Raw genomic sequence first — 25,985 nt, forward strand, 5'->3', positions numbered from 1 at the left:
TTCCGGACGCTCAGGTGACCGCGCCCGCGGTCTTGAGCGTGATGATGCGATCCCAGTCGAGTCCGAGTTCGAGCAGGATCTCTTCGGTCTGTGCGGCGAACTCCGGTCCCGGCCGCACCTGCGGCGGCGCGACATCGAACTGCACCGGGCTGGCGACCAGCTCGAGCTCGCCCGCGGGCAGCACATAGTCGTTCGCTCTGATCTGCGCGTCGGCGAGCAGCTGCAGCGAGTCCTGCACCGGCGCCCATGGACCGGCCAGTGTCGCGAATCGCCGCGTCCACTCGGCCAGGGTGCGCCCGCCGATCACCTCGCGCAGGATCGCCACCGCCGCCGCGGTGTGCTCGGCGATCGAGGCCGCGTCGCGAAAACGCGGATCATCGGCGAGTTCCGGGCGGTCGATATGCCGACACACATCGCCCCAGAACTTGGCCGGCTGGAGCATCACGAACGACAGGTACCGGTCGTCGGAGGTGGCGTAGAGGCCCGACAGCGGGTTCGCCGGCGCGCCGTGTACGCCGGGTCGGGGCGCCACCATCGGCTGCTGCTGATGTGCCGACAGCGCGATGGTGTGGCCGAGTGCCCACAGCCCGCTGCCGAGCAGTGACACGTCGACGACCGAGGTTTCCCCGGTACGCTCCCGTTTCAGCAGCGCCGCGGCGATACCGCCCGCCAGATTGGTGCCGGAGATGGTGTCGCCGAACGCCGGACCGGGCGGGGGGATCAGCCCTTCCACACCGGGCGGGGTGATGCTCGCGGCGATCCCTGCCCGGCACCAGAAGGCGGTCATGTCGTACCCACCGCGCCCGGATTCGGCGCCGCGTGGTCCGAGCGCGCTGCCGCGGGCGTAGACGATGCCGGGATTCACCGCGCGGATGTCGTCGAGGTCGATCCCGAACTTGGCCCGAGCGGACGGCAGAAAACTGGTGAGGAAGACGTCCGCGTCGCGGGCCAGCGACTGGACCACCGCGCGTCCCTCCGGCACCGACATGTCGATGCCGATACTGCGCTTGCCCCGATTCGCGTGCTCCACATTCGGATTCGGTTCGCCCTCGACGGTGAAGTTGCCGACCCGGCGCAACCCGCGCTGCGGATCTCCCCCGCTCGCGTGCTCCACCTTCACCACGTCGGCACCCCAGTCCGACAGCACCGCTCCGGCCGAGGGCACGAAACCGTACATCGCGACCTCGAGCACCTTGATGCCCGCCAGCGGCCCGCTCACGCGACGACTTCCGCGAGGGTTTTGCGCTCGAGGAACTCCTCGAACCCGTCCTTGCCCATCTCCCGGCCGATCCCGGATTGTTTGTACCCGCCGAACGGAGCATCCGGGTGAAAGTAGTTGCCGCCGTTGATGCTGAACGTCCCGGTGCGCACCCGGCGCGCCACGGCCTTGGCCCGGTCGGCGTCGGCGCTGAACACCGCACCGGACAAACCGTAGATCGAGTTGTTGGCGATGCGGACCGCGTCGTCGTCATCGGTATAGGGGATGAGCGCCAGGACCGGACCGAACACCTCTTCCTGCGCGATCTCGCTGTCGGGGTCGACATTCGCGAGCAGCGTGGGGGCGTAGAAGAAGCCGGGGTCGAGCTTGTGTCCACCCGTCACCAGCGTGGCGCCCGCGGCGACCGCGCGCTGCACCATGGCGTCGACCTTGTCGCGCTGCTTGTCGCTGATGAGCGGTCCCATATAGGTTTTCGGGTCGTTCGGGTCACCGTGGCGAACATGGGCGAGATTCGCCGCGACCAGCTCGGCGACCTGATCGTGCGCCTGCGCGGGAACCAGCAGCCGGGTGGTGAGCGCGCAACCCTGGCCCGCGTGGGTGACCACGCTGAACGCCGCGAACATCGCCGCCGTGGCGTAGTCCGCGTCGTCGAGCAGGATCATCGCCGACTTGCCGCCGAGTTCGAGGAACACCTTCTTGAGGGTGGCGCTCGCGGCGGCCATGATCTCGCGGCCCACCGGCGTCGACCCGGTGAACGTGACCACGTCCACGTCGGGATGGGTGGTCATCCGCTTGCCCACCTCGATATCGGAGGACGCCAGCACGTTCACCACGCCGGCCGGGATCTCGGTGTGCTCGGCGATGATCTCGCCCAGCGCCAGCGTGGACAGCGGGGTGTCGGGCGCGCCCTTGAGCACCACGGTGCAGCCTGCCGCCAGTGCGGGCGCCAGCTTGGCCAGCGCGAGCTGGTGCGGATAGTTGTAGGCCGCGATCGCGGCGACCACACCGGCCGCTTCCTTCTCGACCCACCGGTGGTGCTGCTGACCCCGGATCTCGACATTGCCGAGGTCCTCGGTCCAGGCGTAGTCGTCGAGCAGGTCGGCGTAGAAGCGCACGATCTCGAACGGTGTCTCGAGCTGATTGCCTTGGGTGAGCGCCCGAGTGGCCCCCACCTCAGCGATCGTCAGCGCACGCAGGTCCTCGACGTTGTCGCGCAGTGCGCGATAGAGCTGGTTGAGGCAGCGTCGACGGAACCGAGGGTTGGTCGCCCAGTTGGTGTCGTCGAACGCGCGGCGCGCGGCGGCGACGGCCTCGTCCACGTCGGCGACGCCGGCTTCCGGCGCGTACCCGTACACCTCGCCGGTAGCCGGATCGAGCGAAGCGAGCGTCCGCCCGGTTTCCCGAAGCCGCCCGTCGACAAGCAAACGACGTGTCACCGTCCCCGCCACTTCCTGCGTTGACATCCCGCCTCCTCGCTGGGGACCGACTCCCCATGGAAATCCAATTCTCTTGCGGTGAGAATGGTACTGCCGCGTGGCGGATCGCGGCAAGAATCCGCCGATATGACCCAATTGGGCACATTTTCCGAACGTGCCACCACCGGCCGAATCCCAATTCGACTCTTGCGAACCACGACGTCGCGAGAGTACGGTTCTCGCATTCGGAAGGGAGATTCTTGTGTTCCGCATTACACCGGCAGCGAGGGCCGGAACGGAGGGTCGCGCGTGAAGACGGCGGTAGTCACCGGAGGTGCTTCCGGCATCGGGCGCGGGATCGCCGAACGCCTACGCGACGGCGGATTCCATGTCGCGACCCTGGATCTCGCCCCGCCCACCGACGACGACTTCGCCTATCGCGCCGACGTCACCGACCCGATCCAGATCGCGGCGGCACTCGATGCGGTCCGGGCGACACTCGGCCCGATCACGATCCTGGTGAACTCGGCCGGGCTCGATGGCTTCCAGCGGTTCAAGAAGATGTCGTTCGAGCAATGGCAGCGGGTCATCGAGGTGAACCTGCACGGCGTCTTCCACACGATTCAGGCCGTGCTACCCGACATGCTCGACGCGGGCTGGGGCCGCATCGTCAACATCTCCTCGTCGAGCACGCATTCGGGCCAGCCGTTCATGGCGCACTATGTCGCGGCCAAGTCGGCGGTCAACGGCCTCACCAAAGCGCTTGCGCTGGAACTCGGCCCATCGGGGATCACCGTGAACGCGGTGCCCCCCGGTTTCATCGACACCCCGATGCTGCGCAAGAACGAACAGGCGGGCCGGCTCGGCGGGACGGTCGAGGACCACATCCAGCGCACACCCGTGCGCCGGATCGGCACACCGGCCGATATCGCCGCCATGTGCGCCTTCCTGATCTCCGACGAAGCCGCCTACATCACCGGACAGATCTTCGGGGTCAACGGCGGTCGCAACACATGAGCACCAAGCATTTCGACCGAGAGGAAATCCCGTGGGACGCGTAGAGGGCAAGGTCGCCTTCGTCACCGGAGCGGCACGCGGCCAAGGCCGCAGTCACGCCGTCCGGCTGGCCGAAGAGGGCGCCGACATCATCGCTGTGGACATCTGCCGCGATGTCGAGACCATCGGCTACGCGCTGTCGCGGCCCGAGGACCTCGACGAGACGGCGCGGCTGGTCGAGAAGACCGGGCGCCGCATCATCGCCGAGCAGGCCGACGTCCGCGACGTGGCCCAGCTACGAGCGGTCCTCGACCGGGGCGTGGCCGAATTCGGCGGCCTCGACATCGTCATCGCCCAGGCGGGCATCGCCGGGATGAAGGGCACGCCGCAGTGGCAGGCGTGGTCGGACGTGATCGACACCAACCTGATCGGTGTCATCAACAGCATCCAGGTGTCACTGCCGCATCTGAAGGCGGGCGCCTCGATCATCGCCACCGGTTCGGTCGCGGCCCTGATGGACATCGCCAAGGTGGATCAACCCGGCCGCGATCCCGGCGGCGTGGCCTACGTGGTGGCCAAGCGCGGCCTGTCCGAGTATGTGCACCATCTGGCCCTGCACATCGCGCCACAGCAGATCCGCGCCAACGTGATCCACCCGACCAACTGCGACACCCCGATGCTGCAGAGCGAACCGATGTACCGATCGTTTCGACCCGACCTCGAGCATCCGACCCGCGCCGACGCCGAGCCTGCCTTCGGTGTCCAACAGGCGATGCCCATCCCCTTCGTCGATGCCGGTGACATCAGCGCGGCAGTGCTTTTCCTGGCGTCGGACGAGTCGCGCTTCATCACCGGAACGCAGCTGCGCGTCGACGCCGGCGGCTATCTGAAGTGGCACGAATACCACATCTGAGAGGAATCACTGTGAAGGTCCACGTCGATCAGCAGCGCTGCCAGGGGCACACATTGTGCGCCATGATCGCACCGCAGTCGTTCGAACTCAGTGACATCGACGGCCACTCCTCGCCGCTGCGCGAGGCCGTGCCGTCGGATCAACAGGAACAGGTGCGCGAGGCCGTGCACTCGTGCCCCGAGCGCGCGATCACCCTGGCGGAATAGAGGTACATGACATGACCGTCGACGATCTCGGCCACGACGCCGAACGCAAACAGCCCAGATTCCACTTCGACCGCTACGCACCGCGATACCGCGAAGAGTTCTCCGAGATCACCGAGTCGATGCAGCGCGAGTGCCCGATCGCCTGGACCGACACCTACGACGGCCACTGGGTCGCCGCGGGCAACCGTGAGGTCTTCGAACTCGCCCGCTGCCCACACGTGTCCAACGACCACGACACCCAGGGCGTCCGCAAGGGCTACCGCGGCATCTCGATCCCGCCCGCGCCGCGCGCCAGGGGTATCCGCGGCGGCATTCTCGAGATGGACGAACCCGAGCACCGGGAGTTACGTTCGGTGCTCAACCCCTACCTCTCCCCCGCCGCGGTCAAGCGCTGGGTGCCGTTCGTGGACGAGGTCGTGCGGGCCGCGATCGACGAGCACATCGAGAGCGGGCGGATCGATTTCGTCGACGACCTGGCCAATGTCGTGCCCGCCGTGCTCACCCTCGGCATGCTCGGGGTCCCGCTGGCGAAGTGGACCATCTACAACGAGCCGGTGCACGCGGCGGTGTACACCCCACCGGACTCCCCGGACTATCCGCGGGTGGCCGAAATGCACCGGACGCTGGGCATCGACCTGCTCACCAATATGGCCGAGATCCGGACCACCCCACGTCCCGGCCTGATCCACGCGGTGCTCGGTGCCACGCTCAACGGTGAGCCCCTGCCGGACATGGAGATCCTGGGCATGCTCAGCCTGCTCATCGGTGGCGGGTTCGACACCACCACCGCGCTCACCGCCCATGCGCTGGAATGGCTGTCGGAGAATCCGGCCGAGCGCGAGATGCTCAGCCGCGAACGCGATGTGCTGCTCGACCCGGCGACCGAGGAGTTCCTGCGCTACTACACGCCCGCGCCGGGCGACGCGCGCACCGTCGCGGCCGACTGCGAGGTGGCGGGCGCTTCCTTCCGGGAAGGCGAACGACTGTGGCTGTCGTGGGCGATGGCCAACCGCGACCCCGCCGTGTTCGAGGACCCCGAAAAGGTCGTACTCGATCGGAAAGGCAACCGGCACTACAGTTTCGGGCTCGGTATCCACCGCTGCATCGGCTCCAACGTGGCGCGCGTGGTGTTCAAGCGCATGCTCGTCGCCGTACTCGATCGGATGCCCGACTACCAGGCTGTCGCGGCGGAGACCGTCCACTACGACACCATCGCGGTGATCCAGGGCATGCGGCATCTGCCTGCCACCTTCACACCCGGTCAGCGGCTCGGGCCCGGCCTGGACGAGACGCTGGCGAAGCTGCAGAAGGTCGTCGACGAACAGCGGCTCGCCGAGCCGGTGACGATCAATCGCGCCAGCGCGCAAATCTGACCACACCGCTCGCTCAGCAGAAACAAGGAGGCGCCCGTGGCGGCGGACAGCACCGGAGGGCGCGAGAAAGACACGGCCGCACCCGCGTCCGGGCGGCCCCTACCCCTGCTCGGCTTGGACACCGAGTTCTTCTGGACCGCAGGCGCCGACGGCGTCCTGCGGATCCAGGAGTGCCTCGGCTGCGCCGCGCTACTGCATCCCCCGCAGCCACGGTGCCGCTACTGTCGCGGCCACGAGCTCGGCGTCCGCGCCGTGTCCGGCCTCGCGACGCTCATCGGCTTCACCGTGAACCACCGATTCGCTGTCCCCGGCCTCGATCCGCCGTACGTGGTGGCCACCGTCGCGCTGACCGAGGACCCGCGAGTCCGGTTGACCACCAACATCATCGAGGCCGAACCGTCCATCTTGGAGCTCGGGATGCGGGTCGAGGTGGTCTTCCACCCGGACGGCGACGTGTGGCTACCCCTGTTCCGGCCGGTCGCCGAGCAGCCGGCGGTGGCCGAGCTGCCCTGCGACGAGATCGCGCCCGACACCTTCGCGCGGCGCGTGCGGCCGATGCTGCGCGGCACCAAGTTCGAGGACGAGGTCGCGCTCACCGGCATCGGAATGTCGCAGATCGGCCGCAGGCTCATGGTGCCCGCCCTGTCACTGACCGTGGCGGCCTGCGAGCGCGCGGTGGCCGACGCCGGACTCACCTTCGACGACATCGACGGCCTGTCGTCCTACCCCGGCGGCGGCAATCTCGGCGGTTTCGCCGAGGGCGGCGTGATGGCACTCGAGGCCGCCCTCGGTATCCGGCCGACCTGGCACAACGGCGGCATCGAAACGTTCGGCCCCGGCGGCGCCGTGATCGCCGCCATGACCGCGGTGGCCGCCGGGCTGGCCCGGCACGTCCTGTGCTTCCGCACGGTGTGGGAGTCCACCTTCAGCGAGCTGATGAAAGCGGGCCGCATCGGCGCCACCGGTGGCCGGACCACCAGTTGGCTGACACCGTTCGGCGCCACCTCGGCAGCGCACACGCTGGCGCAGAAGGCGCAGCGGCACTTTCACGAGTACGGCACCACCAGGGAGACGCTCGGCTGGATCGCGCTGAACCAGCGCGCCAATGCCGCCCTCGACCCCAGCGCGGTCTATCGCGACCCGATGACCATGGACGACTATCTGAACGCGCGCCCCGTCACCACTCCGTTCGGGCTCTACGACTGCGACGTGCCGTGTGACGGTGCGGTCGCCGTCATCGTGTCCGCCACCGACACAGTCGCCGACCTGCCGAGCACACCGGTGTTCGTCGAAGCGGTCGGCACCCAGATCCTCGAGCGCGTCGAATGGGACCAGAGCACACTCACCCATGAACCGCAGGTCCTCGGCCCGGCCGCGCATCTGTGGAGCCGCACCGATCTTCGTCCCCGCGATGTGGATGTGGCCGAACTCTACGACGGTTTCACCTTCAACTGCCTGTCCTGGATCGAGGCGCTCGGATTCTGCGGAATCGGTGAGGCCAAGGACTTTCTCGACGGCGGCAAGAACATCGCCCGCGACGGGCTGATCCCGGTGAACACCCACGGCGGACAGCTCTCCCACGGCCGCACCCACGGAATGGGACTGATCCACGAGGCGGTGGCGCAGTTGCGCGGGGAGGCCGGGCCGCGACAGGTGGCCGGTGCCAGGGTCGCGGTGGTTTCCAGCGGCGGGCTCACCCCCGGCGGCGCGATGCTGCTGCGCACCGAATCGTGACGGCCAGAAAGCGAGACATCGTGACGCTCATCCACTCCGAACTCCGTGACCTCGGTGACGATGCCCGGGAGTCCGTTGTCACCGAGGTCGGTGGTGTGCCGATCTCCGGGCTGCTGGCCGAGGCACCGTCGCCGCGTGCGGTGCTGCTCGCGCTGCACGGCGGCTCGACCACCTCGGCGTACTTCGACTGCCCCGGCTATCCGGAACTGTCGCTGGTCCGGCTGGCGCACCGGCTCGGCTACACGGTGCTCGCACCGGACCGACCCGGATACGGCAGCTCGGCATCGTACGCCCATCGGCTCGCCGCGCCGGACGTTCGCGCGGACGTGATGTTCGAGGCGATCAGCGCGTTCCTGCGCGACCGCCCGCGTGGCGCAGGTGTTTTCCTCACGGCCCACTCGGCCGGATCCGAACTCGCGATGCGGATGGCAGGCGATCCGCGGTTCGCCGACCTACTCGGCGTGGAACTGGCCGGTACCGGGTGCCGCTACCACCCGGACGGCGCGGGCATCCTGCGCACCGTCGGCCCCGACAGCCCACGACCACCCGGCGTCGGTGACCTCATCTGGAATCCGGCGCGGCTCTATCCGTCGGGTACCCACCGTGGCGCGTCGATCGCGGTGCCTGCCCCGCCGTTCGAGACCGAGGCCGTCGTCGATTGGGGTTCGAAGGTCTTTCCCGAGCTGGCGGCCGGAATTCGGGTGCCGGTACGATTCACCGCGGGCGATCACGAGCGGGTCTGGTGCAACGACGCCGCGGCGCTGGCGGAGGTGGGGGCGATGTTCACGGCCGCACCTCGCGTCGTGCTCAACAGCCAGCCCAATACCGCACACAACATCAGCGTCGGCCATACCGCCGTCGCCTATCACCTGGGCATGCTCGCCTTCGCCGAGGAGTGCATAGTCGCCGCGGAACACGGTGAATTCACCGGTCCCACACCACAATTCGACGGCGGCCCCGTGTCGCCGAGGAAGTGATTGCCATGGACGCGACCGATGTCGCACTCTTGCTGTTGCGAGTAGTTCTCGGCGGCACCATGATCGCGCACGGAGTCAACCATTGGCTCGGTGGCGGCGGGATAGCCGGCACCGCCGGCTGGTTCACCGGACTCGGCCTGCGCAACGGGCTGTTGCAGGCGTGGCTCAGTGTGATCACCGAGATCGGCGCCGGCGCACTGCTGGTCCTCGGCCTGTGCACGCCGCTGGGTGCGGGCGCGGTGGTGGGCGTGATGCTCGTCGCGGGGCTGCTCGCGCACCGCACCCACGGATTCTTCGTGTTCAAGGAGGGCTACGAGTACGTCCTCGTGCTCGCGGTCGCGTCGGTCGCGCTCGGCATCCTCGGCCCCGGCCGGATCTCGCTCGACCACGCCCTCGATATCGCGGTCACCGGATGGTGGGGCGGCGTGGTCGCCCTCGGCCTGGGGATCGCCTCGACAATCGCCCTGCTCGCGGCGTTCTATCGCCCGGCGACCACCGGACAGGAGGCGCACTGAAATGCGCGTCGGATTCATCGGATTGGGCAGTCAGGGCGGGCCGATGGCGCGCCGCATCATCGATGCCGGGTTCACGACCACGCTATGGGCGCGTAGGGCTGCCACGCTCGAGCCCTACGCCGACACCGCGGCAGGTACCGCACAGTCTCCGGCCGAGCTGGCCGCGGTCAGTGACCTGGTGTGCGTCTGTGTCGTCGGCGATGCCGATGTCCGTGAGGTCGTCACCGGAGACAAGGGGGTGCTCGCCGCGATGGCAGCCGGAACGACGCTTGTCATCCACTCGACCGTGCACCCGACGACCTGCCGGGAGATCGCGGAACTCGCTGCACCCCTTGGTATCTCAGTTCTAGATGCACCGGTGAGCGGTGGTGGTCCCGCGGCTGCCGAGGGCAGGCTGCTGGTGATGGTCGGCGGTGCCGTCGAAGCGGTCGAGGCCGCGCGGCCGGTTTTCGCGACGTACGCCGATCCGATCGTGCACCTCGGCGAGGTCGGCGCCGGACAGTTCGCCAAACTGCTGAACAATCTGCTGTTCACCGCGAATCTGGCTACCGCACAAGGGACTTTGCGTCTCGGGGCCGAACTCGGTGTCGACCCCGGTCGGCTCGGGGAAGTCATCACGCACGGCACCGCCAGCAGTTTCGCGCTGGGCCGGGTCGTCGCCGCGGGCGGCACCCTCGACGCGCTAGCCACCCGAGCCGGCGACCTGCTGCGCAAGGATGTCGGCTTGATCGCCGAATTGGCCGATGCCGCGGGCGCCACGCCGGGAATCGAACTGGGTGCCGCCGATGCCGCGCTGGCCGTGATGAACCGCGAGCGCGCGGCGATACCGAGCAGGTAGGAGCCGGCATGCGGGTGGGATTCGTAGGCGCAGGGCGGATGGGCCGCCCGATGGTCGCGCAGTTGGTCGCGGCCGGGCATACAGTGCGCGTGCTGGCCCGCACCGATCGGGCGCACGCGGAGTTAGCGGCGCTCGGCGCTACCCCCGTGAACTCGGCGATCGAGGTGGCACGGGGCACCGAGGTGGTGCTCGTCTGCGTGTTCACCGACGATCAGGTTCGCGAATTATGCTTGGGAGGAACGCTTCTCGGTGAACTTCCGCGCGGCGCGCTGATCGTCCTGCACACCACCGGCAGCCCCGAGACGGCTGATGCCGTCGCCGCTAGGGCGCGCGACCGGGGTATCGGCGTGGTCGATGGCCCGGTCAGTGGCGGCCCGCACGATATCGCCGCGGGCACACTGACTGTGTTCCTCGGCGGCACCGAATCCGATGTCATCACAGCCAAGGCCGTGGTGGGTGCGTATGCCAACCCGATGCTGCACGTCGGAGCACTCGGGGCCGGTCAGCGCGTCAAACTGGTGAACAACATCTTGTTCGCGGCACAGATCGGCTTGGTCGCCGAGGCAGTGCGCCTCGGCGCACAGCTCGGGCTGCCCGAGCCTGCCCTGCTCGCCGCGCTCCCTCATGCCAGCAGCGGCGGGCGGGCGATCTCGAGTGTCGCGGCCCGCGGATCGGTCGATGAATTCCGTTCCACCGTAGGGGAATTCCTGCGCAAGGACATTGCGGTAGCCCACGATCTCGCTGCGGCGCTCGGTGCCGATCTCGGCTTGCTCGGCCCCGCGGTGCGAGCAGGCCTCGCCCCGATCGCACCCGAAGCTCCCACGGCATAGTCTCCTCGGCCACTCAGGCTGAGGACGGATCCGGCTCATCAACCGCTCAGCGCCATAGTCGGATCGGCCCATCAACCGTTCGGCTGGTCAACCGCTCGGTCGATCAACCGCCCAGCCCCGCAATCGGATCGGCCCCATCAACTGCTCGGCCGATCGACCACTCAGCCCACAAACGAATCGGCCGGGTGGATCACGCTGCGGTACAGCATGATCCACCCGGCCGGTGGTTGTCGCTCACTCGACGACGATCGCACTCTCCGGGCAGGCGGAGACGGCGTCGGCCACCGCGTCCTCCAGGTGTTCGGGCACCGCGCCCGCGACAGCTTCGGCGTATCCGCTGTCGGTCAGGGTGAAGACTTCCGGGCACAGCCCCAGGCAGGCACCGTGGCCACGGCAGCGATCCGCGTCGACAGTCACCTTCATCGGGCGTCCTCGGCCACGTCCACTTCCAGATGCAGCGACGTGAGCCCCCGGAGTATGTAGGTGGGCAGATACTGATATTCGCGCGCGTCCGCCGGTCCGTGCACGCTCTCGTCGATCCGCAGGTCGGTGGTGCGGTCCAGCAGTCGCTCGATGGCGATCCTGGCCTCCGCGCGAGCCAGCGGCGCGCCGGGGCAGGTGTGCACCCCACGCCCGAACGCGATGTGCTGGCGGGCATTCGACCGTGCCGGATCGAAGGTCGACGGGTCATCGAAGCGGCGCGGGTCACGGTTGGCGGCTCCGTTGACGACCATGAGCACCGTCCCCACCGGCACGTCGGTGCCACCGACCGTCGTGGTCGTCTTCGCGAGCCGGAAGTCGCCCTTGATCGGGCTCTCCATCCGCAACGCCTCCTCGATGAAATTGTGAATGCGGCTCTTGTCCTCGCGCAGGTGCGCCTGGATGTCGGGCCGTTCGGCGATCAGTTTCATTGCCGCACTCAGCAATCGGACCGTGGTCTCCTGGCCGGCCGAGAAGACGTTGGCGGCCACCCGCACGACATCGAGGACCTCGGGCTGAGAACCATCAGGGAAGGTCGCGGTGGCCAGGCTGGTGAGTACGTCGTTGCGCGGGTTACGCCGGCGATCCTCGATATAGGACGAGAACCTGGTGTACAGGAACTCGATCGGGTTGTGGGACATGCCCTCGCCCTCGGTACTGCCGACACTGGCGCCTTCCCGGTGCGGGTCGCGCTGCAGCGCGTGCAGGAACTCCTCCTGGTCGTCGGCGGGCACACCGAGCAGATCCGCGATGACGTACAGCGTGAAGGGACCGGCGAACTCCCGCATGTAATCACCACCATTGGCCAGATAGTGGTCGAGCATGCGGTCGGCCATCGACCACATCGCCTCCTCGTTCTCCTTCAATCGCTTCGGGGTGATCAGCCGCATGAGCAGCGCACGGTGCTCGGAGTGCATCGGCGGATCCATCGTCGGCAGCTGATCGCTCATCGGGAGGCTGTCGCGATGTTGTTCGATCAGCGCGGCGACATCGCTGTTCTCGTCCAGCGGGACAGGGAATCCGGGAAACGGACCCGTGACGGCGTTGCAGGAGGAGAACCGTTCGACGTCGTTGTAGACCTCGAGCGCCTCGTCGTAGCCGGTCACCATCATCACCTCGTGATGGGGTTCCCGCATCACCGGGCACTGTTCCCGCAGCGAATCGAAATAGGGGTAGGGATCTGCGACCAATTCCTGTCCGAGGAAGAAGTCCAGATCCTGGAAGTTGTTCACCACGCGACGGTCCCTTCGAGATTCCGGTCGACGCCATCCGAAGGCTGTCAGTGCCGGTTGACTTCCGTGATTGAGAATAAGCCTCTCACATGTGAGTATGAGATTTCCACAATGGCAGCTTCGCGTCAACCGAAGGACCGACCACATGCCCCACGATCCCACCGCGGACCAGCGGTTTTTCCAGACGACCACCCGAGATTTCCTCGCCGGCACGGTGCCGATCGCCACCGTGCGCGCGCTCGCCGAGTCCGGTACCGGTTTCGACCGGGACTGGTGGCGCCACGGCGCCGAGCTGGGCTGGACCGCCATGCTGGTGCCGGAGAGCCTCGGCGGCGGCTCGGTCTCGGGCCATCCGATGACCGAACTCGCCCTGGTGGCAACCGAACTCGGCCGCGGTGCGGCGCCAGGACCGTTCGTCACCACCACCGCGGTACTCGCCGGACTCGCCACGGTCGGTGACCGCCTCGCCGAGACGGTGGGTGCCATCGTGACCGGCGAAACCGTTGCCACCTGGGCGGTTTACGAGCCGGGCATGGGTTTCGCCCCGCTCACCGGCACCGTGTACGGCACCCGTGCGGTGGCGACCGGTGACGGCTTTCGGCTGACCGGCGTCAAGGACCGGGTGGAGGCGGCCGATCAGGCGGACCTGTTGCTGGTCACGGCTACCGGCGACGACGGCCCGCTGCAACTGCTGGTGCCCGCCGACGCTCCGGGTGTCACCGTCAGCCCCAGCTGGACTGTCGATCTCACCCGCCGGACCGGGCGCGTCACCTTCGACGACGTCATCCTCGGCGCCGAGGCGGTGACCCACACCGGAACCGAGGCCGTCACCGCCCTGCGCGCGCAGGCCGGAGCCGCCGCGCTGCTCACCGCCGCGGAATCGGCCGGTGCCGCCGACCGGGCGCTCGACAGCACGCTGACCTGGCTGTTCGAGCGCTACACCTTCGGCAGGCCGTTGGCCTCGTACCAGGCGCTCAAGCACCGGATGGCCGACAACAAGACCTGGCTGGAGGCCTGCCGCGCCACCGCGTTCGCCGGCGCGGCGGCCTGGGACGCCGGTGCGCCGGAAACCGCGGAGTACATCAGCATCGCGAAATCCTATGTCGGCGCCAAAGCGCCCGTGATCGCCCAGGATTGCGTGCAGTTGCACGGCGGTATCGGCGTCACCTGGGAACACGATCTGCACCTGTACCTGCGCCGGATCACCCTCGGCCGCGCGCTGTACGGCACGCCGGAGGAACACCGCCGCCACATCACCGATCTGCTCGACACCGCGGCATGACCGCATCGTCCACCGAGGAAGGCACCGCAGCTATGACCACCGACATCGAGCCCGTCGCGGAATTCCGCACCAGAGCACGGAATTGGCTGCGGGCGAACATGCCCCCGGCACCGTCGGTGGCCCCGCCGTCCGACACCGAGGCGGCATGGGATCGTGCTCGCCAATTGCAGCGGTTGCTCCACGACGGCGGTTTCGCCGGCATCTGTTTCCCCACCGAGTACGGCGGGCTGGGGCTCACCGCCGACCACCAGGACGCGTTCACCGACGAGTCCATCCCCTACGAGATGCCGCTGCTGCTGAATGTGCCGACCCTGGCCATCTGCGCCGCCAGTCTGCTCGATCTCGGCACCGAGGAACAGAAGCGCACGCATCTGCCCGCGGTGTTGCGCGGTGAGCAGATCCTGGTGCAGTTCCTCTCCGAGCCACGCGGCGGTTCGGATCTGGCCGGTCTCACCTCCCGCGCCGACCGCGACGGTGATCGCTGGATCCTCAACGGCTCCAAGATCTGGAGCTCGGGCGCCTACGCTGCCGACTACGCCCTGTGCCTGGCCCGCACCGAATGGTCGGTGCCGAAACATCAAGGCCTGACACTGTTCCTGGTCCCGGTGCACGCCGAGGGCGTCACGGTGCGGCGGATCAAGCAGGTCACCGGATCGACGGAGTTCTGCCAGGAGTTCTTCGACGATGTCGAGCTCCCGGCGGACGCGGTGGTCGGCGAGGTCGACGCGGGCTGGGCAGCCGCCTCGCGCCTGCTCTTCCACGAACGGGCCGCACTCGGCGGCACCTCGCCCTACACCAGTGGCGCGCGACCGCACCTCGGCGGCGAGGCGGACCAGTTGCTGCGCCTGGCGACAGCGACCGGTCAACAGGACAATTCGCGGGTGCGCGAGGACATCGGCGAGGCACGGGCGATGAATGTCGTACGCGACCAACTCATCTCGCACGTGACCCAGGCGATCACAACGGGCGCGCTACCCCCCGCGGCGGGCGCCATCCCCCGGCTCTTCTCCGCCGAGAACGCCTGGCTGCAAACCGATACGGCGGTGCGCATCGCCGGGCCGATGGCGGCCACGCACACCCAGGGAGACAGCGCCGACACCGAAACCGTCGGACTCGACTATCTGTTCCGCGCGGCGTGGAGCCTGGCCGGTGGGAGCACCGAGATGGCGCGCAACGTGATCAGCGAACGCGTGCTCGGCATGCCGAGGGAGTCGGCCGCCGATCGCGACGTGCCCTTCAACGAGGTTCCGCACGGACGGTGAGTTGTCAAGAATTCGCCCGACGTGCATCGATGCTGCCCGAAGCGGTTGTGTAGCGCCTTGGACTCACTCCGGTGAGCGGCGGGTGTCCCCGCGTCGTCGGCGGTCGGTGAGATCTACGGGTTCCGTTCGTGGACCGACGACGATGGCGGGTGACACCTGACGAGGGCCGGGCCCTACCGCGCCGGCGACGAGCTTCTGCAACGTCGCCGCGCACGGTCCGCGAGATGACCCGCTCGCCTTTCCTGGCTACCCCTGGTGCGGTTGACTGTCCAGCACGTCGGACTCGAATGCCCCTGTGCCCCAGCCACTGCCACCTCAGCCGCCGGTAGCCGCCGCAAACCCCCGGGCCCGGCACGGCCTGTTGGCGGCTGCAATCATGACCAACGAGACCGGCAGCCTGTATTGCTTGGTGATGCCCAGCCGCTACGCCATAGTCCAGGAAGAACAACGCTGGGCTCCCGATACAGCCGCCATGGTGCTTGCGGCACCATGGCGATCCCGACCGGGCAGGACCTCACCGGCGATAGCCTCGGTCTCGGCGCGAGACCGCACCGGCATCTGGCGCACTGTGACCGAATGCCGAGTCGGCAAGAACGCCAAGGCCTACGATCCTTCCGGCTCGAAATCTGAACGGAGAATCACATGGATAGTCCCGCCGTCGGCATTCTCATGGGCGCAATGATGGTCGGCATCGTGTTCGGGTGCGCCAGCCTGGCTATCGCCGAGCGGAAGCGCCGTAGTCCTGGCGGATTCTTCCTGGTGGGGTTCCTGTTGGGCCCGCTCGGCATCCTGGCAGCGGTGCTGGCAGCGCCCGGTGAACCGGCCCCGCCACCCGGCATGCGCGCTGTGATGTGTCCTCGGTGCAACGCGCGCCAAAACATCGCAAGGGACCAGGCCGACTTCGAGTGCTGGCAGTGCAAGCTGGTCAGCCAGACCCAGGCCGCGTACCGGGGGCGGTAGCCGCTTGCCGAAGTACATTCGCACGGCCGAGCCGGCAGCTGTGATACGTCGGCGAAGACGCACTCCTCACCTACCGGTCCAGTGGGGTGCGCGCTTGTCGGCGAACGCGCGGGGACCTTCCTGCGCGTCCGAGCTGTGGTAGCAGTGCGTCGAAGCGTGCCGTGCCGCCTGGAGGGCAGCCGATCGGCCCATTTCGGTGGCGAGCATGACCGTCTCCCTGGCGGCGCCCACCGACAGCGGGGCACCGGCCGCGACCTCCCGCGCCAGGTCGAGCGCGGCGGACAGCAGGTCCGCGGGCTCGGCGAGGCGGTTCACCAGGCCGATCTCGTAGGCCCGGCGCGCGTCGATCGGCTTGCCGGTCAACAGGATCTCCATCATGATCCGCTGCGGGATCATGTGGATCAGCGGCGCGGCCCACGGCGAACTGCGCCCCACCTTCACCTCGGTGATCGCGAAGGAAGCGGTGGTCGAGGCGACACACAGATCGCACGCCTGGGCGATCATCCAGCCCCCGGCGAAGGCGACGCCGTTCACGGCGGCGATCGTCGGTTTGCTCAGTGCCACAGTGTCATACGGCACCGGGAACATGTCCCGGGGCGGAACCGCCATCGCGGTCTCCACCATCTCCTTCAGATCGCCGCCCGCGCAGAACGCCGGACCGGCGCCGGTGAGCACGGCGACCCGCAGCGCCGGATCGTCCTCGAACCGCGCCCAAGCCTCGAACAGTCCGGCCCGCACATCGCGGGCGAGACAGTTGCGAGTATCGGGGCGGTTCAAGGTGATCACCGCGATCCCGTCCGGGCGGGCCTCGAACAACACAGCATCGTCGGACATCAGAAACCTCTCCGCTGGATCTCGCGCGCCGCACGGTCCAGGTCGTCGCGAAAATCGGGGTGTGCGATCGCGATCAGCGCGCGCGCACGTTCGGCAAGGGTCCGGCCCACCAGTTCGGCGGCACCGAATTCGGTGACGATCACGTCCACCTCGGTGCGTGCGGTGGTCACCGGGCCGGACAAGGTGGCGGCGATCCGGCTGACGGTCCCGCCCCTGGCCGTGGATTGCAGAGCGATCACCGACCGCCCGCCCGGCGATCGCACACCCGCGCGCACGAAATCGACCTGTCCGCCGGTACCACCGAAATAGGCCGTCCCGCTCTGTTCGGCGTTGACCTGTCCGGTGAGGTCCACCTCCACCGCCGAGTTGACGGTGACCAGCCCACTGAGCCGGGCGAGGACGGCGGGGTCGTGGGTGTAGGCGGTGCCGCACATGCGGATGTGTGGATTGCCGTCGGCGAAACGGTAGAGCCGCTGGGTGCCGATCAGGGCACCGGTGATCGACACTCCGCGGTCGATCTCCTTGCGCGCGTTGGTGATCACCCCCGACTGCACCAGGTCGACCACACTGTCGCCGATCATCCCGGAGTGCACGCCGAGATCGGTGCGGTCGCGCAGCAGACGCAGTACGGCGTCGGGCACCGCGCCGATGCCGACCTGCAGTACCGCGCCGTCCTCGATGAACCCGGCAACGTGCCGGGCGATCGCGTCGTCCGCGGGCCCGATGGTCGCGGGCGCGACACAGACCGGGTCACGCGAAACCCGGACCGCGTAATCGATCTCGTCGGCGTGGATGCGCTCGCCCATCGTGCGCGGCACCCGGTCGTTCACCTCGGCCACGACCACCCGGGCCGCCCGCACCGCGGCACGCACGTGATCGCTGATCACGCCGAGGCTGTGTGTCCCGTCCGCGGCGGCGGGCGCGACCTGGACGAAGGCGATGTCGCAGCCGAGCTCACCCGCCTCGAGCATCGGCCCGATCCGGCTGACGTGGCACGGCACCACACCGAGCCGGTGCGCCGCCGACAGTGCCCGCAGCGCGCCGATGGCACCCATGCTCACCGGCTCGAACACCGCCGCGGCCGCCGGTGTGAGAAGACCGGAGAAGCTGGTCGCGATGAACAGTGACAGATCCGGGATCTCGCCGCCTTGCGCGATGAGCAGCTCGATCAGGGAGGTCGGCTCGCCGCACGCCTGCCCCGCGACGATCCGGTCGCCGGGACGCAGGATCGCCCGAAGATCGAGGTCGGCGGCGGACAACACAGCCGTCATCGTGCCCACCCACCACGGACAACCGGCTGAGTGGGCACCTCGCCGGTATTCCTCGACAACGCCTCTCCGGTGACCACCGAGCGGACTCGGTCGAGGACCTCGTCGGTATCGGCGCCGAGTCGGGGCGCCGGGCCTGCGACTCGGCCCGGGGTTCGCGAGAACCAGGCGGGCGGGCCGGGAAAGCGAACCGGTCCGTGGGGGGTGTCGACGGTCTGGAAGAAGCCGACCGCGGCGAGGTGGTCGTTGTCGAACAGCTCGTCGAGGGAGCGCACCGGCGCGGCCGGAATGTCGAGGGCACGTAGCAATGTCAGCCATTCGGCGGTGGTCCGCTGGGCGAAGATCTCGCTCAGCCCCGCGTAGACGGTGTCGATTCGCGCCGCGCGCTGGGCCAGCGTGGCGAACTCCGGCCCCGCCCAAGGCGGGCGCACCGCGTCGACGAACGCCGTCCAGTGCTTGTCGTTGTAGACCAGTGCCGCCAGGTACCCGTCGGCGGTGCGGTAGGGCCTGCGGTCGGGAGTGACCGCCCGTGGATAGATCGCGGGGCCGAGCGGTGGATCGAACATGGCACCGTTGGCGTGCTCGACGAGCATGAACGCCGCCATGGTCTCGAACATGGCGACCTCGACTTCCTGGCCCTCGCCGGTGCGCTCGCGATGCAGCAGTGCCATCGTGGTGGCGTACACGGCGGTGAGTCCGGCGACTTTGTCGGCGATGATGCTGCCCACGTAACCCGGTGTGCCGGTGAGCATTTCCTGCGCGTAGGGCAGTCCGCACTCGGCCTGGACGGTGTCGTCGTAGGCGGGACGATCGGAGTCGGGCCCGCCGCGGCCGTAGCCGTAGCAGTTGGTGTAGACGATGTTCGGGTTCACCCGCGCTACGTCCTGGTAGCCGAAACCGAGACGCTCGATCGCCGCCGCCCGCATCGAATGAACGAACACATCGGCGCCGGCGATCAGCTCACGCAGCGCGGCTGCGTCCCGCTCGGTGCGCAGGTCGAGCACGACACTGCGCTTACCCCGGTTGACGTTGACGAACACCCCGCTCATGCCCGGCTCGGGACCCACCGAGATATAGCGGGTGTCGTCACCGCGCGGCGGTTCGACCTTGATCACGTCGGCGCCCATGTCGGCCATGATCTGCGTGCAGTAGGGGCCCATCACCATCGCCGTCAGGTCGATGACCCGCATCCCTGACAGCGGACCTGTGTGTTCCATCGTGTCCTCTTCGCCCATCACGTCCGATCGGACTAACTAGTGAATCCTTGCAAGGATAGTGCTATGAAAGAAGGCGTGGACAGCAACATCGGCAAAATCCGTGCTCCGCGCCCCATCGCAACGGTGCTCGACACAGCCCTGCGCAGCCGCCCCGGCGCCACCGCGTTGATCGCCGCGGCGGGCGCGTGGAGCTACGCGGAACTCGACGAGCAGGCGGCGCGGGCGGCGGGCGCGCTGTGGTCGCTCGGCGTCCGTCCCGGCGACCGGGTCGCGGCCTGCCTGCCCAACGACCTCGGCATCGTCGCCGCGTTCCACGGCGCGCAGCGCATCGGCGCGATCTGGGCGGGTATCGGCGAGGCGAACGCCCCGGCCGAACAGCAGTACCTGCACGATCTCTGCGATCCCACCGTGGTGCTGGCCGGACCCCAGTGGCGCGCCGAGTCACCGCGGGCCGTGCATCCGGACCGCTGGGCAGACGAACTCACCCGCGCCGAACCCGCGCCCGACCTCACCCACGACATCGACGCCGCCGCGGGCATCGCGTTCACCAGCGGCACCTCCGGGCGACCGAAGGCGGTGGTGCACAGCCAGCGCAACCTGATGCTGCCCGGCGCGGTCGTCCTCGCGACCCGCGGTTGGGGCCCTGATCTACGCCGGGGCGACAGCTTTCCGCTCACCATCCTCAACATGATGGTGTTGTCCACCCTCACCACGGCCCAGGCAGGTGGTTGCGCGGTGATCATGGACCGTCGCGACGTGGCCGGAGTGGCCGAATGGATCGCCGAACATCAGGTGACGGTGTGGAACGGCGCCCCGGCCCAGCTCTACGATCTCGCGCGCCGACCGGACGCGAATCTCCGGTCCTTGCAAGAGATCTGGAGCGGCGGCAGTGACACCCCGGACGCGGTCCGCACCACCTTCGCCGACACCCACGGGCTCGTACCCCGAACGACCTACGGCCTCACCGAGGCACCGACGGTGGTCGCCATCGACCCACCCGGCACCGCCTGGACACCGGGGAGCAGCGGCCTGGTGCTCCCCCACCTCGACGTAGCCGCCTACGACGACGAGGGCGACCGTTTACCGCCGGGCGCACTGGGCGAGCTCTGCCTGACCACCGCGCGGGAAGGCCCGTGGGCGGGACTCTGGCGACCGCCGCTCGGCCACTGGTCCGACGGCGAGATTCACCCGCTTCCGTTGGGCCCCTTGGCTACCGGCGACATCGGCACCGTCGACCCCGCCGGACAGCTCGCCGTGCTGGACCGGAAGAAGATGGTGATCATCCGCGGTGGTGCGAATGTCTACCCACTCGAAGTGGAGCGGGTGCTGGCGATCCACCCGGACGTCACCAAGGTGGCGGTATGCCCCGTGCCGGACGAACGACTCGGACAAAAGGTCGCCGCACTCGTCGAAACAAGCTGTACCACTATCGATTTCGACGAACTCGCGGCACTGTGCCGACGCGAGCTCGCCGGTTACAAGGTGCCCGAGATCTGGACCAGAGTGGATGCGCTGCCGGTGAACGCCATGGGCAAGATCGAGCGCACCGGGCTCACCGCACTCGCGCAGCGGGCGCAGCGATGAGCGCCGACACCGCACTGCGGTTGTTCGACCTGACCGGCCGGGTCGCGGTGGTGACCGGCGCGTCGTCGGGACTCGGCGCCGCGGTGGCCGAGGCGCTCGCCGGGCTCGGCGCTCGTGTCGCGGTCCTCGCCCGCCGAACCGACCGGCTGACCGAACTCGCCACCCGCGTCGACGGACTCGCGGTGGTCTGCGATCTGGCCGATCCCGAGCAGATCGCCACCGTGGCACCGACCGTCGCCGAACGGCTCGGCCCGCCGACGATCCTGGTGAACGCGGCGGGCAACAGATTCACCACCGAGCGCGCCGAGGACGAACCACTCGACGCCGTCCAGCACACCCTCGCCCTCAACCTGGTGGCTCCGTTCCTGCTGGCCCAGGCGCTGTTCCCGCATATGCGCGACGCCGGGGGCGGTTCGGTGGTCAACGTTTCCTCGATCAGCGGCCGGGTCGGCATTCCGGGTATCCCCCAGGCTTCGTACGCGGCGAGCAAAGCCGGATTGTCCGGGCTCACCACCGAACTCGCGGTGCAGTGGGCCCGGCACTCGATCCGGGTGAACACCGTCGCGCCCGGCTTCTTCCGCAGCGAGATCACCGACAGTCTCTACGACAGCCCCCGCGGCGCCGAGTACCTGCGCCGCAACACCCCGCTGCCCAGCGAAGGCACGGCACAGGACCTGGTCGGCGCCATCACCTGGCTCGCCGGCGACGCCGCTCGCTATGTGACCGGCCAAACCATCGTGGTCGACGGCGGCTGGACGGCTCGCTGACACCCGCGGCGGGTTGACACCGACCCCACCCGATGAAAGCATGATTATACCTATCGGAGAATCACATTCTCCTCATAGCGGAAGGCCCCTCCCTGATGTTCTCGGCAATACTCCTCGAGAAGAGCGGTACGGAATCGAAGGTCTCGTTGACCAGCGTGTCCGACAACGAGCTCCCGGACGGTGATGTCACCGTCGACGTCGCGTACTCCACCCTCAATTACAAAGACGCGCTCGCCATCACCGGAAAATCGCCGGTGGTCCGTTCGTTTCCCATGGTGCCCGGAATCGACCTGGCGGGCGTGGTCGCCGAGAGCAGCCACCCCAGCTGGTCCCCCGGCGACACCGTGGTGCTCAACGGCTGGGGCGTCGGCGAAACCCATTGGGGTGGTCTCGCGCAACGCGCCCGGCTGCGCGGCGATTGGCTGATCCCGCTGCCGGACGCGTTCACCACACGCCAGGCGATGGCGATCGGCACCGCCGGCTACACCGCGAGTCTGTGTGTGGAAGCGCTGGTGCGCCACGGCGTGACTCCCGGCGACGGCGAGATCCTGGTGACCGGCGCGACCGGCGGGGTCGGCAGCGTCGCCATCGCCCTGCTCACCGCGCTCGGCTACACCGTGGTCGCGGCGACCGGCAAGCCGGCCGAGGCAGGCTATCTGAAGGATCTGGGCGCGAGCACCATCGTCGACCGAGCCGAACTCGCCGAGCGCGCAAAACCACTGCAGAAAGAGCGCTGGGCGGGTGTCGTCGAGGCCGCGGGCAGCCACACGCTGGTCAACGCGATCGCGCAGACCCGCTACGGCGGCGCTGTCGCGGCGTGCGGTCTCGCCCATGGCATGGATCTGCCGGGCACCGTCGCCCCGTTCATCCTGCGCGGGGTCACCCTCTACGGCATCGACAGCGTGCAGGCGCCCACCGCACGCCGCATGCAGGCGTGGGCGCGGCTGGCCCGCGACCTGGATCCGGCCGCACTCGAATCCATCGCCACCGAAGTGCCGCTGGGCGAGGCGATCACCGCCGCGAACCAATTCTTCGACGGCACTGTGCGTGGCCGTCTCGTCGTCGACGTCAACCGCTGAACTGGAGAATCCTGTGGCCACGAAGAAGCGCACCGCGGATATCGAACTCGACCTCACCGACGTGGACCACCGCGTCGGCAAGCCGGTCGGTGGCGGGCAACTGTGGGATCCGTGTAGTACCTCCGACATTCGCCGCTGGGTGATGGCGATGGACTACCCGAACCCGCTGCACTGGGATCACGAGTTCGCGGGCAACTCCCGCTACGGCGGGCTCGTCGCGCCCCAATCCATCGCGGTCGCACTGGATTACGGGCACGGCGCGCAGCCGGCGTGTGTCGGGCGCATCCCGGGCAGCCACCTGATCTTCGGTGGCGAGGAGTGGTGGTTCTACGGCGCGCCGGTGCGCCCCGGCGACACCTTGTTCCAGGAGCGGCGTTTCCACGACTACTCGGTGGCCGACACCAAATTCGCCGGACCCACCATGTTCTCCCGCGGCGACACGACCCACCGCAATCAGCACGGCGTGCTCGTCGCCAGGGAGCGATCGACCGCCATCCGATACCTCGCCGCGGAGGCCACCAAGCGTGGCATGTACGACAACCAGCTCGGTGCGGTGAAGCGGTGGACCCAGGACGAGCTCGTCGATGTCGACCGCCTGCGCCACGAGTGGATCCTGTCCAATCGCGACGGGACCTCACCGCGTTTCGACGAAGTGAAGGTGGGCGATGTACTCCCCCGCCGGGTGATCGGTCCGCACAGCATCGCCAGTTTCACCACCGAGTACCGGGCATTCCTGTTCAACATCTGGGGCACCTTCGGCTGGACGGCGCCCGCGGGGATCGACGACCCGTGGATCAATCAGGATCCCGGCTGGACCGACGGATTCGGGTTCGACGAGGAAGGCGCGCGGATCGACCCGCGCAAGCGCGACGGCCTCTACGTCGGGCCGTCTCGTGGCCATATCGACGCCGACAAGGCCGGTGAGGTCGGGATGGCCAGGGCCTATGGCTACGGCGCGACGATGGGTGCCTGGTGCACCGACTATCTCGCGTATTGGGCGGGCAACGACGGTCTGGTCCGGCACACCAAAGCCGACTTCCGCGGTCCGGCGTTCGAAGGTGACGTCACCTACTTCGACGCCGAGATCATCGGCAAGGAACCCGATTCGGCATGGGGCGTACCCCTGGTTCAGGTGCGGCTGAAGCTTACCAACCAGGACAACGCCACGCTGGTGACCTGCACCGCCGAGATCGAGCTGCCATGCTGAATTCGCCCGCCGCCGCGGCGATCGCGGTCGGCCCGCCGCTGTCGGACGAACCCGGACTCGGGGCCCTCACCCTGCCCGGTTTCCTGCGCGAGGTGACCGAGCGCTACGGCGACCGGGAGGCGCTGCGCGCGCACGACGGCACCGGTGTGACCAGCTGGACCTACCTCGAGCTGTGGAACCGCGCGGTCGAGGTGGCGCGCGCCCTTCGTGCCTGCGGCGTCGGCAAGGACACCCGCGTCGGCGTGCTGATGACGAACCGGCCGGAGTGGCTGGCCGCGGTCTTCGGTACCTCCCTGGCAGGTGGGGTGGCCGTCGCACTGAGTACCTTCTCCACCTCCGCCGAACTCGACCATTTGTTGCGGGTATCCGATGTCTCGGTATTGCTGTTCGAACGACAGGTCGCGCGAACCGATTTCGTGTCGGTGCTCACCGAACTGGAACCGGCACTGGCTGATTCGCCGTTTGCAGGGGTCCGGTCCACGACCTACCCGTTCCTGCGGCACCTCGCCGTGGTCGGTGAGCCGGCACCCGGCACCGCGATCGAGACGTGGGCCGACTTCCTGGCTCGGGGCACGGCGGAACCGGCCGAGCTGATCGCGGCCATCGCGCAGTCGGTCCAGCCCAGCGACACCGCGGTGATCTTCTTCTCCTCCGGCACCACCAGCAAACCCAAGGGCATCCGCAGCGCCCATCGCGGTGTCGCGGTGCAGATGTGGCGATTCGGGCGAATGTTCGCCTTCGACACGCACGACACCGTGCGCTGCTGGGCGGCCAACGGCTTCTTCTGGTCGGGCAATTTCGGGCAGGCACTCGGCGCGACCCTGGCGGTGGGCGGAACTCTGGTGTTGCAGCGTCTGTTCGACGCCGCCGAGGCGGTCGCCCTGTTCGAATCGGAACAGGTCACCTTCCCGGTGGCCTGGCCACATCAGTGGGCCCAGCTCGCCGCCGCGCCGAACTGGCCGGACGCGGATCTGAGCAGCCTGACGTTCGTGGATCGCGGCACTCCGGCCGGTACGCACCCCACGGTGCAGACCGACTGGACCGAATGCGGGCACGCCTACGGCAACACCGAGACGTTCACGATCTCCACCTGTTATCCCGCGTGCACACCCGAACACGTGCATGCGGGCAGTAGCGGAATTCCGCTGCCGGGGGTCCGGGTGAAGATCGCCGACCCGCTCACCGGGGCGGTCCTCGAGCGCGGTGACAGCGGTGAGATCTGTATCAAAGGACCCACGCTCATGCTCGGGTACCTCGGCACGCCGCTGGACGAAACCCTCGACACCGAAGGCTATTTCCACACCGGCGACGGCGGCTATCTCGACGACGAGGACCGGCTGTACTGGACGGGCAGACTCACCGACATCATCAAGACCGGTGGGGCCAATGTCTCTCCGCTCGAAGTGGACGAACAACTAGCGCGCTGTCCCGGGGTGAAGATCGGGCGCACCGTCGGTGTTCCGCACGACACGCTGGGTGAGGTGGTCGTGGCCTGTGTCGTGCCACAACCGGACACCGCCCTCGACGCCGAGATGCTGCGGGGATTCCTGCGTGAACGTCTCGCCAGCTACAAGGTGCCCCGTCATGTCCTACTCTTCGCCGAGGACGACTTCTCGCTCACCGGTAGCGCCAAGATCAAGTCAGCCGACCTGCGGGAGCTCGCCGCCGCACGGCTGGCGCAGTAGCCCGGCACAGTCACCGAGCAGCACCCGCGGCGCCGACGATGTCGCCGCGGTACCGCCCAGTGATTGTGCGCGCGAGGGGTTCCTACGCCGACAACGGAGTCGGGGTCGGAGC

General features: G+C 68.4%; 24 protein-coding genes. 17 read left to right on the forward strand and 7 right to left on the reverse strand.

Annotated elements, in window-relative coordinates; translation table 11 throughout:
* Positions 1 to 10 precede the first annotated feature (10 nt).
* Positions 11 to 1,219 carry a CaiB/BaiF CoA transferase family protein gene (locus tag ACQHI0_RS13685; RefSeq protein ID WP_427908315.1) on the reverse strand — a complete coding sequence of 403 codons (1,209 nt, stop codon included), beginning with the start codon at positions 1,217 to 1,219 and terminating at the stop codon, positions 11 to 13.
* Entirely contained in the window at positions 1,216 to 2,682 is a 1,467-nt protein-coding gene (locus ACQHI0_RS13690; RefSeq protein WP_427908316.1) for an aldehyde dehydrogenase family protein, read from the reverse strand. The genes ACQHI0_RS13685 and ACQHI0_RS13690 overlap by 4 nt, the downstream gene beginning before the upstream one ends.
* A gap of 261 nt (positions 2,683 to 2,943) precedes the next feature.
* Between ACQHI0_RS13690 and ACQHI0_RS13695 the strand changes: the two genes are divergently transcribed.
* From ACQHI0_RS13695 to ACQHI0_RS13735, 9 genes are read left to right on the forward strand one after another with little or no spacing between them, the layout of a single operon-like run.
* Positions 2,944 to 3,651, forward strand: coding sequence for an SDR family NAD(P)-dependent oxidoreductase (locus ACQHI0_RS13695; protein ID WP_427908317.1), 708 nt, complete (start codon positions 2,944 to 2,946; stop codon positions 3,649 to 3,651).
* 31 nt (positions 3,652 to 3,682) lie between these two features.
* Positions 3,683 to 4,543, forward strand: a complete 861-nt coding sequence (locus ACQHI0_RS13700) for a mycofactocin-coupled SDR family oxidoreductase (RefSeq protein ID WP_427908318.1) — start codon at positions 3,683 to 3,685, stop codon at positions 4,541 to 4,543.
* Between the two features lie 11 nt (positions 4,544 to 4,554).
* Positions 4,555 to 4,749 carry a ferredoxin gene (locus ACQHI0_RS13705; protein ID WP_427908319.1) on the forward strand — a complete coding sequence of 65 codons (195 nt, stop codon included), beginning with the start codon at positions 4,555 to 4,557 and terminating at the stop codon, positions 4,747 to 4,749.
* An 11-nt stretch (positions 4,750 to 4,760) separates the two neighbouring features.
* A complete protein-coding gene (locus ACQHI0_RS13710) occupies positions 4,761 to 6,122 on the forward strand; it encodes a cytochrome P450 (protein WP_427908320.1) in 1,362 nt (453 codons plus the stop codon).
* Between the two features lie 36 nt (positions 6,123 to 6,158).
* Complete coding sequence (locus ACQHI0_RS13715) at positions 6,159 to 7,856, forward strand: thiolase C-terminal domain-containing protein (protein WP_427908321.1); 1,698 nt, start codon at positions 6,159 to 6,161, stop codon at positions 7,854 to 7,856.
* A gap of 20 nt (positions 7,857 to 7,876) precedes the next feature.
* Positions 7,877 to 8,833, forward strand: a complete 957-nt coding sequence (locus tag ACQHI0_RS13720) for an alpha/beta hydrolase (protein WP_427908322.1) — start codon at positions 7,877 to 7,879, stop codon at positions 8,831 to 8,833.
* Positions 8,834 to 8,838: 5 nt separating this feature from the next.
* Entirely contained in the window at positions 8,839 to 9,348 is a 510-nt protein-coding gene (locus ACQHI0_RS13725; protein ID WP_427908323.1) for a DoxX family protein, read from the forward strand.
* A gap of 1 nt (position 9,349) precedes the next feature.
* Positions 9,350 to 10,186: an NAD(P)-dependent oxidoreductase gene (locus ACQHI0_RS13730; RefSeq protein WP_427908324.1), complete on the forward strand. Its 837-nt coding sequence runs from the start codon at positions 9,350 to 9,352 to the stop codon at positions 10,184 to 10,186.
* Between the two features lie 8 nt (positions 10,187 to 10,194).
* Positions 10,195 to 11,016 carry an NAD(P)-dependent oxidoreductase gene (locus ACQHI0_RS13735; protein WP_427908325.1) on the forward strand — a complete coding sequence of 274 codons (822 nt, stop codon included), beginning with the start codon at positions 10,195 to 10,197 and terminating at the stop codon, positions 11,014 to 11,016.
* 234 nt (positions 11,017 to 11,250) lie between these two features.
* Here the strand turns inward: ACQHI0_RS13735 and ACQHI0_RS13740 are convergent, their stop codons facing one another.
* Both ACQHI0_RS13740 and ACQHI0_RS13745 read right to left on the reverse strand, forming a co-directional pair.
* Positions 11,251 to 11,439, reverse strand: a complete 189-nt coding sequence (locus ACQHI0_RS13740; protein ID WP_410872847.1) for a ferredoxin — start codon at positions 11,437 to 11,439, stop codon at positions 11,251 to 11,253.
* Entirely contained in the window at positions 11,436 to 12,731 is a 1,296-nt protein-coding gene (locus tag ACQHI0_RS13745) for a cytochrome P450 (protein ID WP_427908326.1), read from the reverse strand. The genes ACQHI0_RS13740 and ACQHI0_RS13745 overlap by 4 nt, the downstream gene beginning before the upstream one ends.
* A gap of 142 nt (positions 12,732 to 12,873) precedes the next feature.
* Here ACQHI0_RS13745 and ACQHI0_RS13750 point away from each other — a divergent pair, with 142 nt between their 5' ends.
* From ACQHI0_RS13750 to ACQHI0_RS13760, 3 genes are all read left to right on the forward strand, one after another.
* Entirely contained in the window at positions 12,874 to 14,010 is a 1,137-nt protein-coding gene (locus tag ACQHI0_RS13750) for an acyl-CoA dehydrogenase family protein (protein WP_427908327.1), read from the forward strand.
* Between the two features lie 32 nt (positions 14,011 to 14,042).
* Positions 14,043 to 15,272, forward strand: coding sequence for an acyl-CoA dehydrogenase family protein (locus ACQHI0_RS13755; RefSeq protein WP_427909158.1), 1,230 nt, complete (start codon positions 14,043 to 14,045; stop codon positions 15,270 to 15,272).
* 642 nt (positions 15,273 to 15,914) lie between these two features.
* The gene (locus tag ACQHI0_RS13760) at positions 15,915 to 16,232 is read left to right on the forward strand and encodes a hypothetical protein (RefSeq protein ID WP_427908328.1); all 318 of its coding nucleotides are present in this window, start codon (positions 15,915 to 15,917) and stop codon (positions 16,230 to 16,232) included.
* A gap of 66 nt (positions 16,233 to 16,298) precedes the next feature.
* On the opposite strand, the gene ACQHI0_RS13765 is transcribed toward ACQHI0_RS13760, so the two are convergent.
* From ACQHI0_RS13765 to ACQHI0_RS13775, 3 genes are read right to left on the reverse strand one after another with little or no spacing between them, the layout of a single operon-like run.
* Complete coding sequence (locus ACQHI0_RS13765) at positions 16,299 to 17,066, reverse strand: enoyl-CoA hydratase/isomerase family protein (protein WP_427908329.1); 768 nt, start codon at positions 17,064 to 17,066, stop codon at positions 16,299 to 16,301.
* Positions 17,066 to 18,337, reverse strand: a complete 1,272-nt coding sequence (locus ACQHI0_RS13770) for an acetyl-CoA hydrolase/transferase family protein (RefSeq protein WP_427908330.1) — start codon at positions 18,335 to 18,337, stop codon at positions 17,066 to 17,068. The genes ACQHI0_RS13765 and ACQHI0_RS13770 overlap by 1 nt, the downstream gene beginning before the upstream one ends.
* Positions 18,334 to 19,551 carry a CaiB/BaiF CoA transferase family protein gene (locus tag ACQHI0_RS13775; protein WP_427908331.1) on the reverse strand — a complete coding sequence of 406 codons (1,218 nt, stop codon included), beginning with the start codon at positions 19,549 to 19,551 and terminating at the stop codon, positions 18,334 to 18,336. Before ACQHI0_RS13775 ends, ACQHI0_RS13770 begins: the two co-directional genes overlap by 4 nt.
* Before the next feature lie 63 nt (positions 19,552 to 19,614).
* On the opposite strand from ACQHI0_RS13775, the gene ACQHI0_RS13780 reads away from it, so the two are divergent.
* The 5 genes from ACQHI0_RS13780 (at position 19,615) to ACQHI0_RS13800 (ending at position 25,873) form a co-directional block, all read left to right on the forward strand.
* A complete protein-coding gene (locus ACQHI0_RS13780) occupies positions 19,615 to 21,135 on the forward strand; it encodes a class I adenylate-forming enzyme family protein (RefSeq protein ID WP_427908332.1) in 1,521 nt (506 codons plus the stop codon).
* Positions 21,132 to 21,902 (forward strand): SDR family NAD(P)-dependent oxidoreductase, encoded by a 771-nt coding sequence (locus tag ACQHI0_RS13785; protein WP_427908333.1) that lies wholly within the window; start codon positions 21,132 to 21,134, stop codon positions 21,900 to 21,902. The genes ACQHI0_RS13780 and ACQHI0_RS13785 overlap by 4 nt, the downstream gene beginning before the upstream one ends.
* 95 nt (positions 21,903 to 21,997) lie before the next feature.
* Positions 21,998 to 22,981: an MDR family oxidoreductase gene (locus tag ACQHI0_RS13790; RefSeq protein ID WP_427908334.1), complete on the forward strand. Its 984-nt coding sequence runs from the start codon at positions 21,998 to 22,000 to the stop codon at positions 22,979 to 22,981.
* 13 nt (positions 22,982 to 22,994) lie between these two features.
* A complete protein-coding gene (locus tag ACQHI0_RS13795) occupies positions 22,995 to 24,188 on the forward strand; it encodes an FAS1-like dehydratase domain-containing protein (RefSeq protein ID WP_427908335.1) in 1,194 nt (397 codons plus the stop codon).
* Positions 24,182 to 25,873, forward strand: a complete 1,692-nt coding sequence (locus tag ACQHI0_RS13800) for a class I adenylate-forming enzyme family protein (RefSeq protein WP_427908336.1) — start codon at positions 24,182 to 24,184, stop codon at positions 25,871 to 25,873. The genes ACQHI0_RS13795 and ACQHI0_RS13800 overlap by 7 nt, the downstream gene beginning before the upstream one ends.
* Positions 25,874 to 25,985: the final 112 nt, after the last annotated feature.

The sequence above is a fragment of the Nocardia sp. FBN12 genome, assembly GCF_050320175.1.
Lineage (GTDB): Bacteria > Actinomycetota > Actinomycetes > Mycobacteriales > Mycobacteriaceae > Nocardia.